The 12,656-nt window shown below is 66.5% G+C and carries 14 protein-coding genes; 12 read left to right on the top strand and 2 right to left on the bottom strand.

The features are described 5' to 3' along the window. The first annotated feature begins 2 nt into the window (after positions 1–2). On the top strand, positions 3–218 hold the full coding sequence (locus QOD90_RS10745) for a hypothetical protein (protein ID WP_526349427.1): 216 nt from the start codon (positions 3–5) through the stop codon (positions 216–218). Between the two features lie 67 nt (positions 219–285). Here the strand turns inward: QOD90_RS10745 and QOD90_RS10740 are convergent, their stop codons facing one another. Next, positions 286–1,644 (bottom strand): LLM class flavin-dependent oxidoreductase, encoded by a 1,359-nt coding sequence (locus tag QOD90_RS10740; protein ID WP_526349425.1) that lies wholly within the window; start codon positions 1,642–1,644, stop codon positions 286–288. Continuing rightward, positions 1,641–2,552 (bottom strand): MetQ/NlpA family ABC transporter substrate-binding protein, encoded by a 912-nt coding sequence (locus QOD90_RS10735; RefSeq protein ID WP_526349423.1) that lies wholly within the window; start codon positions 2,550–2,552, stop codon positions 1,641–1,643. The genes QOD90_RS10740 and QOD90_RS10735 overlap by 4 nt, the downstream gene beginning before the upstream one ends. Before the next feature lie 133 nt (positions 2,553–2,685). Here QOD90_RS10735 and QOD90_RS10730 point away from each other — a divergent pair, with 133 nt between their 5' ends. From QOD90_RS10730 to QOD90_RS10680, 11 genes are all read left to right on the top strand, one after another. Then, positions 2,686–3,702 (top strand): methionine ABC transporter ATP-binding protein, encoded by a 1,017-nt coding sequence (locus QOD90_RS10730; RefSeq protein ID WP_526349429.1) that lies wholly within the window; start codon positions 2,686–2,688, stop codon positions 3,700–3,702. Next, positions 3,699–4,406, top strand: coding sequence for a methionine ABC transporter permease (locus tag QOD90_RS10725; protein WP_526349421.1), 708 nt, complete (start codon positions 3,699–3,701; stop codon positions 4,404–4,406). The genes QOD90_RS10730 and QOD90_RS10725 overlap by 4 nt, the downstream gene beginning before the upstream one ends. A gap of 16 nt (positions 4,407–4,422) precedes the next feature. Continuing rightward, entirely contained in the window at positions 4,423–5,328 is a 906-nt protein-coding gene (locus tag QOD90_RS10720; protein WP_526349419.1) for a MetQ/NlpA family ABC transporter substrate-binding protein, read from the top strand. Positions 5,329–5,362: 34 nt separating this feature from the next. Then, complete coding sequence (locus QOD90_RS10715; protein ID WP_526349417.1) at positions 5,363–6,163, top strand: class II aldolase/adducin family protein; 801 nt, start codon at positions 5,363–5,365, stop codon at positions 6,161–6,163. A gap of 6 nt (positions 6,164–6,169) precedes the next feature. Further along, entirely contained in the window at positions 6,170–6,892 is a 723-nt protein-coding gene (locus tag QOD90_RS10710) for an oxygen-binding di-iron domain-containing protein (protein WP_526349415.1), read from the top strand. A gap of 32 nt (positions 6,893–6,924) precedes the next feature. Continuing rightward, positions 6,925–7,455: a hypothetical protein gene (locus tag QOD90_RS10705; RefSeq protein WP_526349413.1), complete on the top strand. Its 531-nt coding sequence runs from the start codon at positions 6,925–6,927 to the stop codon at positions 7,453–7,455. A gap of 53 nt (positions 7,456–7,508) precedes the next feature. Then, positions 7,509–8,930, top strand: coding sequence for a glucose-6-phosphate dehydrogenase (gene zwf, locus QOD90_RS10700; protein WP_526349411.1), 1,422 nt, complete (start codon positions 7,509–7,511; stop codon positions 8,928–8,930). Further along, positions 8,923–10,746, top strand: a complete 1,824-nt coding sequence (locus QOD90_RS10695; RefSeq protein WP_526349409.1) for a glycoside hydrolase family 15 protein — start codon at positions 8,923–8,925, stop codon at positions 10,744–10,746. The genes zwf and QOD90_RS10695 overlap by 8 nt, the downstream gene beginning before the upstream one ends. A gap of 2 nt (positions 10,747–10,748) precedes the next feature. Beyond that, positions 10,749–11,372, top strand: coding sequence for a TIGR03085 family metal-binding protein (locus tag QOD90_RS10690; protein WP_526349407.1), 624 nt, complete (start codon positions 10,749–10,751; stop codon positions 11,370–11,372). Between the two features lie 26 nt (positions 11,373–11,398). Then, a complete protein-coding gene (locus QOD90_RS10685; RefSeq protein ID WP_526349405.1) occupies positions 11,399–12,331 on the top strand; it encodes an LLM class F420-dependent oxidoreductase in 933 nt (310 codons plus the stop codon). A 41-nt stretch (positions 12,332–12,372) separates the two neighbouring features. After that, a partial coding sequence (locus QOD90_RS10680) for a hypothetical protein (protein ID WP_526349403.1) occupies positions 12,373–12,656 on the top strand: 284 nt, incomplete at its 3' end.

Here is a 12,656-nt window from a genome sequence, read left to right as displayed (position 1 = left end):
AAATGAACACCATCACCCGCAGCCTCATCACCGCCACCATGATCGGCGGCGCCGCCCTCGGCCTGGCCGGAGTCGCCAGCGCCTCCACCAACACCGAACCCACCGGCCCCGGCTACTCCTACAGCCCAGGCACCTACGCCAAGCCCGCCCCCACCGTGCTGCCCGGCTGGCACAACAACCATGGCCCCGCCTACATCGCCCACCTCAACGGCGAGTAGCACCCCAGAACCCACCAGGCCCTCCCCAAACCAATCCCCGGGGGAGGGCCTGGTGTACGTCTGCCGGTCAACCCGCCCGCGAGGCGACCAGGCCGCGGCGATCGGGGACCCGCTCTAGCCCGAGATGTCCACGCAGCGTGGAGTGGGTGTACTCGCGGCGAAACAACCCACGGTCGCGGAGGATCGGAATCACGTGGTCGACGAACAGCTCGAGGCCGGAGGGGAATACGTCGGGCATGAGGTTGAACCCGTCGACGGCGCCCGCGACGAACCACTCCTCGATCGCATCCGCGAGTTGCTCGGGTGAGCCGACCACCAAACGGTGCCAGGTGATCACCCGATCGAGGAGCTGTCTGACGGTGAGGTGCTCACGCCGCGCGAGGTTCACGACGATGTCGCGCGCGCCCTGGGACCCGCCGACCGTCGTGGCTCCGTCGATGAGCCACGTCGGCAGCGGCTTGTCCCACTCGAGCTCGGACACGTCGACGCTGAGTTGACCGGCGAGATGCGCCAAACGCCCTTCCCCGGCCAGCTCGTTGAGCTCGCGGTTGCGGCGCTTCGCCTCCGCCTCGGTGCTCCCGAGGACGAACGAGAGCCCCGGCATGATCCGAATGGCGTTGCGGGGTCTGCCGTGGGCGACGCTGCGAGTCCGCAACTCGTCGGCGTTGCGCAGCGCGTCGGGCAGGGACGCTTGAGCCGCGAAGACGCCGTCGGCGTAGCGAGCCGCCAGTTCGAGACCACCGGCCGAGCCGCCTGCCTGGAACAGCACCGGGTGGCCCTGCGGTGACCGTGGCAGCGTGAGCGGCCCGTCGACGCTGAAGAATTCGCCGCGATGGTCGATCGTGTTGATGGCACCGACCTTGCCGAACGCCCCGGTGGCCTTGTCGGCCAGCACTGCGTCGTCGTCCCACGAGTCCCACAACGCCCGCACGACGTCGATGAATTCGCCTGCGCGACGGTATCGTTCGCTTCTGTCAGGTTGCGAGGGGGGATCACCATTGTGGCCGAAGTTGTTCCACGCGTATGGATCACTACTGGTCACCACGTTCCATGCGACGCGACCTCGGCTGAGGTGGTCCAGCGAGGCGAACCGACGCGCGACGTTGTATGGCTCCTCGAATGACGTCGACACTGTGCCGATGAGGCCCAGATGCGTGGTCACCGAAGCCAGCGTCGACAGCAATATCAACGGATCGAGTGCCAACGGCGGCGCCGCCAAGGGTTCGTCGGGCTTCTGGAACAGTGACGGACTGTCCGCCAGGAACAGCGCGTCGAGCGTCCCGCGCTCGGCAGTACGGGCAACGCGGATCCAGTACGCCGGGTCGGTGAACCAGTGCGGATCAGCGCTCGGATGCTGCCACGCGGACGGATGCATGCCGTCCGACAGGACGTTGACCCCGAGGTGCAGTTCTCGGTAAGGCGTCACGCCGGCTGCCCCGGCAGCGCAAGTTTCCGCACGTCGGGATCCTCGGCGATGAAGGTCTGTACCCGGGGATCCTTGAACGCCTTGATCAGGTTCTGCACGTTGGGCGTGTCGACGTAGTCGCTGCCGACCGTGAGCACCGACGCGAACTCATCCGGCGACTTCGGAGCGAAGATCAGTTCGTCCTCGGAAACTCCTGCAGCCAGAAATGATTCGGCGTAGCCGACGACCGCGTCGAGGTCGGGCAAGGCGCGTGGCTGGGCGCCGAAGTCGAGCAGGGTGAACTTCAGGTTCTTCGGGTTGGAGGCGATGTCCTTCTGGGTCAGGGCGGTGATGTCGGCACCTGGCCGAAGGGTGATCAGTCCGGCCTGCGCGAGGTACCAAATTCCCTGCGCGTTGTTGGCCGGGTCAGCCAACAACGAAACCGTTGCGCCGTCCGGAATCTGCTCCGGGGTGCGGTACTTGTCGGACCAGATGCCGAAGACCCAGTGGAAGAACGGACCGGTCGCCGCCTGCTCGCGGAAGCCGGGATTGGCGTCCAGCACCTGCTGGAGCCAATGCCGGTGCTGGAAGATGGTCCCGGCGTAGCGCCCGTCACTGATCGCGCTGTTGATCTGCGTGCTGTCGCCGAGCCCCACCGCCGCCACCTTGACGTCATAGTCCGGGGCGACCTTGTCGGCGATGTACTCGATGATCCGCTTCTCGGCGGGGTTGGAGTCTAGGTACACCACCTGCAACGTAGCGCCGGCCGTCTCATTTGCCGACTTCGTACCTGCCGAGCGGAAGAAGGTGAAATAGCTTGCCGCCGCGACGATTACCAGCACTGCCACCAAAAGGTAGGGCCACCGTCGGCGCTTCGCGATGGTGAATCCGTGCCCAGCCGCGTCGGGCGTCGCCTGGTCGATGCTCATCTCCGGAAGTCTCGTTCGCGACCTTGACCGCGGAAAGGCTTTCGCTCACCCTGGCGGCAAGTCAGATCGCCCTCGCCTCACGGTGATCAGAAAGGTGTTCGACGGCAACGTGTTCTGCGATCGTGACGTCGACATGATCGAACTGACGAACTTGACCAAGGCCTACGGCCGTGGCCCCCAGCGCACGTTGGTGCTTGACGACGTCACCTTCAGCGTCGACGCCGGCGAGATCCTGGCCGTGGTCGGGCCGAGTGGGGCGGGCAAGAGCACGCTCGCGCAATGCATCAACCTGCTGACCCCGCCGACGTCCGGATCGGTCGTGGTGAACGGTGAGGACCTGACGACGCTGTCGGCGGGACGGCTGCGCGTGGCGCGCAGACGCATCGGCACCGTCTTCCAATCGGCGGGTCTGCTGGAGCGGCGCACCGCGGCCGAGAACGTGGCCCTTCCCCTCGAATACCTTGGCGTCACCACGTCGGAGGCCAAGAGCCGCGTCGCCGAATTGCTCGACCGGGTAGGCCTTGCCGAACGCGCCGGGCACTATCCGTTCCAACTCTCCGGAGGTCAACGACAACGGGTCGGCATCGCACGGGCGCTGGCCCTTCGGCCGTCGGTGTTGCTGTCCGACGAGGCGACGGCAGGACTCGACCCCACCACGACTGATTCGGTCGTCGAACTGCTCAGCGAACTTCGCGACGACCTGAACCTGTCGATCGTCTTCATCACCCACGAGATGGATACCGTGCTGAAGATCGCCGACTCGGTCGCCCGGCTCGACCACGGAAGCATCGTTGAGTCCGGCCGGATCGTCGACCTACTGACCGATCCCCTGTCGGCGCTAGGGTCGGAGTTGCGGCCGCAGCGCGCCGATGCAGAACCGTCTGCGGGACAACGCATCTGGAATGTCGTTTACGACGCCACCGACGTGCCTGCGGACTGGATCGCGAGGGCGTCGCGGGATCTGGACGTTCCGCTGTCGGTGCTTGGCGCATCGATTCAGGTGGTTGGTGGCGTCAGCGTCGGCGGTGTGACGCTCGGCGTGCCCGCCGAGTTGGGCGACGACGTCCGCGACGTGCTCACGCGCTACGGACTCTCCGCCGAGAGCGCCGCCGACTCCTCTTCGAGCAGGGCGCTGGAGGGCGTCGCATGACCGAAACACTGCTCGCCAATGCCACGGTGCCGGTCGGTGAACTTCCCGGGCTGCTCCTTCCCGCACTGTTGGACACCTTGATCATGGTCGGTATCGTGATGGCGATCGTCGTGCTGGTCGGCGTGCCACTCGGCGCGCTGGTGCACAATCTGGCGCCGGGTGGGCTGTTCGAGAACCCGGCCCTACACACGGTTTTGAGCTGGTTCATCAGCATCGGCCGCTCACTGCCGTTCCTGATTCTGATGGCGTCGATCATGCCGTTCACGCGGTTCATCACCGGAACCAACATCGGGATCGCGGCAGCAGTGGTGCCGATGTCGCTGGCGGGGATCGCGTTCTTCACGAGGATCGTCGAGAACTCGTTGCGGTCGGTGCCGCCGTCGGCCGTGCAGGTGGCCCGCGCCTCAGGTGGGTCGCACCTCCAGATCATTCGCACCGTCCAACTCAGCGAGGCCGTCCCGTCGATCATCGGCGGGTTGACCATCAACGTGATCGCGATGATCGAATACTCGGCCATCGCGGGCACCATCGGTGCCGGCGGAATCGGTTACGTCGCAGTCACCTACGGCTATCAACGGTTCGATCAGGGCGTCATGCTCGCCACCATCGTCATCCTCGTCGTCACCGTCGCGGCGGTTCAGCTCATCGGTGACGCCCTGGTGCGCTTCGCCACCCCTCATCGCCGGCTGGCAGCCGCCGTCTAAACCCGAAAGGTCCCTCATGACAACCACTCCCACCAAGGTCGACGAGTCCCCCGACGACCACGGTTTCGAGCTTCGGCGCCGCCCCAAATGGATCTGGCCCGCGGTGGGCCTCGTCGTGGTCGTGGTGGCAGTCGTCGCCGTCCGATTCTTGTTCTTCGGAGACACCAAGTCCGCCAACGAAATCCCCGGCGCCACCCTGGTGGTCGCCACCAACGAGGGCAACGCGGCAGAGCAGGCGCTGATCGAGTACATCGCCAAGGAGGTGGCGCCCAGGCACGGGATCAAGGTCGCGTTCCGCGGCCTGGCCGACAGCAACACCATCAACCGGGCCGTCAGCGACGGTGAGGTCGCGGGCACCGTCTATCAGCACAAGCTATGGCTCGGCCAGGTACTCGAGGCCAACCCAGACTTCCGGGAGACGGCGGCAACTCCGGTCTTCCGTTGGGGTTTCGGAATCTGGTCGGACAAGTACAGCGATCCCTCCCAGTTGCCCGATGGTGCGAACGTGTCGCTCTACTCGGATCCCGCGAACGAGGCCCAGGGGTTGTGGCTGCTGGAGCGCGCCGGCCTGATCAAGCTGAATCCGACGGCAGACAAGTTCGAGGCCACCCAGAAGGACATCGTCGACAATCCCCGGCACCTGAAGTTCACCCTGCTCGACTTCGCCGCGCAGTCGCGCTCCCTGCCGGATCTCGACGCCGCGGTCGGCTACACGGAGTACTACCTGGCCGCGAAGGTACCCCTCAGCCAGCAGATCTTCGCGCCGCCGGCGCCCGACGAGTTCGCGGGTCAGCTGACCATCGGCAGCAAGTGGGCCGACGCCGACAACATCAAGAAGCTGGTCGAGACCTTCCAGGACCCCGCAGTGCAGCAGTACCTGGCGACCGACCCCAGCGTGAAGAACATCCTGCTGCCCCTGTGACGAACGACGTACGATCTCCCATGGAGGTATCGCCATGGTGGACACCGGAGTCGAAGAAGCCCAGAAGCTCGCGGGCGGGAACACCGCCTTGTTGCTCCCCCGCACGGACCGCACCGTCGAGGAGGAGCGGCTGCACCGCAAGCAGAACCTAGCGGCGGCCTTCCGACTGTTCAGCCGGTTCGGGTTCGACGAGGGCGTAGCCGGGCACATCACCGCCCGCGATCCCGAGTTGACCGACCACTTCTGGGTGAACCCGTTCGGCATGCACTTCGGGCACATTCGCGTCAGCGACCTTCTGCTGGTGCGACACGACGGCGAGATCGTGCACGGGGATCGGCCGGTGAACGCGGCGGCGTTCGCGATCCACTCCCAGGTTCATGCGGCGCGGCCCGACGTGATCGGCGCCGCCCACTCCCACTCGGTGTACGGCAAGACGTGGTCGACGCTGGGCCGGACGCTCGACCCGATCACCCAGGACGCATGTGCGTTCTACGAAGACCACGCCCTGTTCGACGCCTATTCGGGTGTCGTCCTCGATCTCGAGGAGGGCAAGCGCATCGCGCACGCGCTCGGTGACGGCAAGGCCGCGATCCTGCGCAACCACGGCCTGCTCACCGTCGGCCACTCCGTCGAGGAGGCCGCGTGGTGGTTCATCACGATGGAGCGGTCCTGTCAGGCGCAGCTGATGGCCGAGGCCGCAGGCACTCCCGTCCTGATCGACGCGGAGATGGCCGCCCTGACCCGCGGCCAGGTCGGCAGCCACTTCGCGGGGTGGTTCAGCTTCCAGCCCCTGTTCGCCAAGATCGCCAGGGAACAACCCGACCTGTTCGACTGACGGCTCATGGACACTTCGGTCGACGAGATCGGCGATGGCATCTTCCGGCTGTCGACGTGGATACCCGACATCACGGAGAACGGCTTCACGTTCAACCAGTTTCTGCTGACCGGGGACGAGCCCTTCCTGTTTCATTGCGGCCAGCGGTTCCTCTTCCCGCAGGTCGCCGCTGCCATCCAGAGGGTGATCCCGATGGACTCGTTGCGCTGGATTTCCTTCGGGCACCTCGAAGCCGACGAGTGCGGCGCGATGAACATGCTGCTGGCCGCCGCACCCAGCGCCGAGGTGATCCACGGCCCGCTGGCCTGCATGCTGTCGCTGACCGACATGTGCGATCGGCCGCCCGTCGCCATCGGCGACACGCCCCATGACATCGGCGGCCATCGATTGACGTTCATCCCGACTCCGCACGTCCCGCACAACTGGGAAGCCGGTCTGTGGTTCGACGAGACCACCTCGACCTTGCTCGCCGGCGATCTGTTCACCCACGTCGGCCAGTGCCCTGCGCTCACCGAAAGCGACGTCGTCGCGCCGGCCATCGAGTCCGAGGGCTTCTTCCATGCCACGGGGTTGAACACCAATCTGGCTCCGACGCTGGAGCTGCTCGCGTCGATGGCGCCGACGACGCTGGCGATCATGCACGGCTCGTCGTACGCCGGTGATGGCGCGGCACAGTTGCGTGCCCTGTCCGACGGGTATGCCGTCATGCAGGGTGAGTCACTGCAATGACTTAGGTCACTGCCTGCGTAGCCTTGACGTCGATGAGGGTGCGGCTGATGGCAGTGAGCGGGCTCGCGGCGGCCGCGCTCCTCGCGGGCTGCCAGTCCACGACCGTCGGAGCCCCGCAGGGCAACGGTGGCAACCCGACCGAACCGACTCTTCCGACGTCGCAACCGTCGCGCACCTCGCCGACGCCTTCACCGTCTCCAAGCCCGACGCCGTCACCACCACCGGCTCAGGCGCTTCCGCCGCAGAACGGCTATGTCTTCATCACGACCAAGTCGGGCCAGACCCGCTGCCAGCTCAGCGCGACGGAAGTGGATTGCGAGGCGCCGTTCACCAATGCGCCAGTCGTAGATGGCGTGCCGGCCAACGGTGTGCGGGTGACCGCATCCGGACAGCTGGGGTGGGTCAGCGGCAACCTCGGCGACATCCCCGTCGTCACGATCGACTACCGCACCTACTCCGCCGTGGGATGGACGATCGTCGCCAGTGAGGACGGCACCCGCTTCACCAACGACGCCACCCGGCACGGCATGTTCGTCGCCATCGCAAAGGTGGAAGCCTTCTAGACGTAAGGTCCAGACGGTTTAGCCAACCGCCCGTTCCGGGAAGATTCGAGATCGTGACGTCTCCCCAAGCCGACGAGCAACTCGCCCCACACGTCTTCGTGCTGTTCGGGGCCACCGGCGACCTGGCCAAGCGAAAGCTCTTCCCCGGCCTGTACCGGCTGGCCGCCGCGTCGCGACTACCCGATGACTACGCCATCATCGGCTCGGGTCGTCATTCGCCGGGCTCCGATGAGGAGTTCCGGACGCGCATCGCCGATGGCCTGAGGGATGCCGTTTCGGACATCGACGAGAGCGTGCTGACCGACCTCACCAGCCGATTGTCGTTTCAGACGTCGGATGCCGACGACGGCGGCGACCTGGCAGCCGCGGTGGTAAAAGCCCGCGAGCGCCTCGGCGACGAGTCGCAGACGCTGATCTATCTGTCGGTGCCCCCGACGGCCATGCAGCCGATGATCGGCATGCTCGGGCGCGAAGGTCTGACCGACGACGCCCGTGTCGTCGTCGAGAAGCCGTTCGGCACGGATCTCGCCTCCTCCCGTGAGCTCGACGCCGCGCTGAAGGACGTGATCAGCGAGGAGCAGGTGTACCGAATCGACCACTTCCTCGGCAAGGAAGCGGTCCAGAACATCCTGGCGTTGCGTTTCGCCAACGGCCTGATCGAGCCGGCCTGGAACCGCGACAACGTGACGTCGGTTCAGATCGACGTCCCCGAAGACCTGACGGCGGAGGGCCGCGGCGCCTTTTACGAATCGACGGGCTGCTTCCGCGACATGATCTCGACCCACCTGTGTCAGGTGCTCGGCTTCGTGGCGATGGAGCCACCCGTGCACCTCGACGAGCGCTCACTGCGCAACGAGAAGGCCAAGGTCTTTACCGCCATGCGGCCGCTCGACCCGCAGCGCGTGGTCTTCGGCCAGTACGACGGTTACCGCGACGAGGACGGCGTCGCCGACGACTCGACCGTCGAGACCTTCGTGGCGCTCGAGGCCTTCGTCGAGACCGAACGGTGGCAAGGCGTGCCGTTCTACCTACGCACTGGCAAGGCGCTGGCAGCGAACCGGCGCACCGTCACGTTGACGTTCCGCACGCCACCGATGGGCCGGTTCGGGGACGATGAGTACGGACCCAACCAACTGGTGATCGAGCTTGGCGACTCGCCGACATTCGCAGTGAGCCTGATGGCGAAGCGGCCAGGACCGCGAATTAAACTGGTGCCGTTGACTTTTCACCTCGACCTGGCCGCCGAGGACCCGGACGACACGCCCCTTGAGGCCTACGAGCGCCTGCTGCTCGACGTGCTCCGCGGTGATCAGACGTTGTTCACTCGCGCCGACGAGGTGAACCGGTTGTGGGAGATCTGCCAACCGGTTCTCGACGATCCGCCGCATCCACAGCCGTACCCGCGCGGTTCGTGGGGTCCCGACGACGCACTGGCACTGCCGGGTCCGGACGGCTGGCGGCTGCCCGATGACTGAGTGGCTGGGCATCTCGGAGCACGGTCTCATCGGCGACTTGCGTACCTGCGCGCTGGTCGGCACCGACGGCACCATCGACTGGTTCTGCGCCCCCCGGTTCGATTCGCCGAGCGTGTTCGGGGCGATCCTGGACAAGGACCGCGGCGGCAGCTGGCGGCTCGAACCAGCCTGCGAGGTGTCGCGGACCCAGCAGTTCTACTTCCCGGACACCGCCGTGCTGATCACCCGCTTCCTCACCGCCGACGGCGTCGCCGAGATACACGACTTCATGCCGGTCCTCGGCATCGGCGATCCCGTGCACCGCCAGCGCATCGTCCGCCGTGTCAGCGGTGTGCGCGGCAAGATCAACATGCGGATGCATTTCGATGCCAGACCCGACTATGCCCGCCAGAATTGTGAGGCCGAGTTCGCCGGCGACGGTGTCCTCGTCACGGGCGACGGGGTCCGGATGGGGCTCATCGCCTCGGTGGACCTGCACGTCGACACCGAGCCCGACAACGCCTGCGTCGGCGCCGAGGTCGAACTGACCAAGGGCGACACCGCACTGTTCGTCTTGGAGATCCTCGACGGGGACGACCTGCCGTCCGCCAACGCGGTCGACATGACGGACTCGCTGCTGGACGCCACCACGTCGTACTGGCGGCACTGGTTGTCGCAGTCGCGGTACGCGGGCCGGTGGCGCGAGATGGTGCACCGGTCGGCGATCACACTCAAGCTGCTGACCCATGAGCAGACCGGTGCGGTCATCGCTGCGCCGACGACGAGCATCCCCGAATTCGTTGGCGGAAGCCGTAATTGGGACTATCGCTACGTATGGGTGCGCGACGCCGGGTTCAGCCTGTACGCGTTGCTACGGCTCGGCTTCACCGACGAGGCGCGGGCGTTCATCGGCTGGCTGTCGGAAAGACTGGGGCGCGAGCGCCGAGAGAACCACGGCCTCGGCCCGCTGCGAGTGCTCTACGACATCGACGGCAACGTTCCCGCCGACGAAGTCGAACTGGACAACCTGAGCGGTCACCGGGACTCGCGGCCCGTGCGGATCGGCAACGCCGCTGTCACGCAGCTGCAGCTCGACATCTACGGCGACATCATCGACTCGGTCTACCTGTTCAACAAGTACGGACCCGGCATCAGCAGCGACGCCTGGCAAGACGTGATCGAAGTCGTCGACTGGGTGATGGAGAACTGGGACCGCAAGGACGCCGGCATGTGGGAGGTCCGCGATGAAGACCGGGCGTACACCACGTCGCGGCTGATGTGCTGGGTGGCGCTGGAGCGCGCCACCCGCATCGCCCGCCAGCGTGGCCTGCCCGGTGACATCGCCGCCTGGTCAAAGGTCCGCGACGAGATCTACGAACGCATCATGACCCGCTGCTGGAATACCGACCTGCAGGCCTTCACCCAGACCGAAGGGGGCGCCGCGCTCGACGCGGGTGTATTGCTGATGCCGATGGTCAAGTTCCTCTCGCCCGCCGATCCGAAGTTCCTGTCGACGCTGAAGGCCATCGAGGCGGACCTGGTGACCGACAGCCTGGTGTTCCGCTACACCCCCGAGTCCGACGGCCTCGACGGCGAGGAGGGCACCTTCTCGCTATGTTCGTTCTGGTACGTCGAGGCGCTGACCCGGGCCGGACGTCTGGACGACGCTCAGCTGGCGTTGGAGAAGATGTTCACCTACGCCAACCACGTCGGTCTCTACGCCGAGCAGGTCAGTGCCACCGGCGACCAGGTGGGGAACTTTCCGCAGGCCTTCACGCACTTCGCACTCATCAGCGCCGCGACCAACCTCGATCGCGCGCTCGACAAGAAGGATTGATCATGACAGTCGCACAACAAGAACGCGCCGCGCTCGTCACCACCATGCGTGGCGTCGGACCCGAACAGCCCACCCTGTGCGGGGATTGGACCACCCGCGACCTGGCCGCCCACCTGGTCGTGCGGGAGCGACGGCTCGACGCCGCACCCGGCATCCTGGTGCCCGCGCTGGCCGGTTACACCGCACGGGTGCAGGAGCAGGTCACCGCCCAGAACGACTGGAACGTGCTGCTCGACCAGATCGCGTCGGGGCCGCCGCTGCTCTCCCCCTTCAAGCTGCTCGACCCGTTCGTCAACGTGGCCGAGATGTTCATCCACCACGAGGACGTCAGGCGTGCCGTAAGCGGTTGGGAGCCAAGGGAGCTCGACGAGACCACCACGGCGGCACTGGCCAGGCAGGTCGGCTTGATGGCACGAATGACGATGTCCAAGACTCCAGGGAAGGTGTCGCTGCGGACACCCGACGGGAAGAACTTGGCCACGATCGGGAAGGGTCCGGCCGTGGTGGTCACCGGTGATCCCGGCGAGCTGTTGATGTTCATCTCCGGTCGCAGCGAAGCCAAGCTCGAGTTCACCGGCGACGACGCCGCCATCAGCGCAGTTCGCGGCGGCGACCGCGGACTCTAGATGGCACGCGCACTAGGCTGGGCGACATGGACTTCCGCGTATTCGTCGAACCGCAGCAGGGCGCTACCTATGGTGACCAATTGGCCGTGGCCCGGACCGCAGAGGCGGCCGGCTACTCCGCCTTCTTCCGCTCCGACCACTACCTGGCGATGGCAGGCGACGGTCTGCCGGGGCCGACCGATTCCTGGGTGACGCTGGGTGGCATCGCCCGCGAGACGTCGACGATCCGGCTCGGCACCATGGTCACCTCCGCGACGTTCCGCCACCCCGGCGTGCTCGCCATCTCGGTGGCCCAGGTCGACGAGATGAGCGGCGGCCGTGTTGAATTGGGCCTCGGCGCGGGCTGGTTCGAGGCCGAGCACGACGCGTATGCCATCCCGTTCCCGCCACTCGGCGAGCGGTTCGACCGGCTCGGCGAACAGTTGGACATCCTCACGGGACTGTGGGGCGCGCCCATCGGCGAGACGTTCGACTACAGCGGCACGCACTACTCGATCAAGAACTCACCTGCGCTGCCGAAGCCCGCGCAGACGCCGTACCCGCCGATCATCATCGGCGGCGGCGGACCCAAGCGCACCCCGGCCCTGACGGCGAAGTACGCCTCCGAATTCAACATTTCGTTCGTCGACGTCGAGACCCTCAAGACGCAGTACGGGCGCGTGGCAGCGGCGGTCGCCGAAGCGGGCCGCGCGCCGGACTCACTGACCTACTCGGCGGCCTTCGTCGTGTGCGCCGGACGGGACGACGCCGAGGTGGCGAACCGGGCCGCCACCATCGGCCGCGACATCGACGAACTGCGCAGCAACTCACCGCTGGTGGGCACGCCCGGCGAGATCGCGGACAAGCTCGATGCCTACGCCGAGGCGGGTGTGCAGCGGGTGTACCTCCAAGTTCTCGACCAGTCCGACCTCGACCACGTCGAGTTCTTCGCAGCCGACGTCATCCCGCAGTTGGGCTGACCCCGGGCCGCACCCATCCTCCGCGGCTACTATCGGAGGCCGTGACCAGCAGCGGGCGTTCAGGGGGCGCCAGGGACGACGAGCCGGCGTGGCACGAACGCACGTCGACCGTCGTCGGAGCCAGCGCCGCCGCCCTCGCGGTGATCGGCCTTCTCTGGCTACTCATCTCCTACGTGGTCGGTGGGTCCGACGATCCCGGGTCGCCGTCCCAGTACTACCTGGAGCCGAGCGGCTCGGGCAGCAGTGCGGCGTTCACGACGACGACCACGAGCAGTACCGAGGTGATCACCAGCACCAGTCCCCCGGTCACCACCGACATCGACCC

It is taken from the genome of Mycobacterium sp. (assembly GCF_032161845.1).
Classification (GTDB): Bacteria; Actinomycetota; Actinomycetes; order Mycobacteriales; family Mycobacteriaceae; genus Mycobacterium.
Note: the sequence above shows the minus strand (reverse complement) of the source record. Positions and strands in the feature narration are given on the sequence as shown.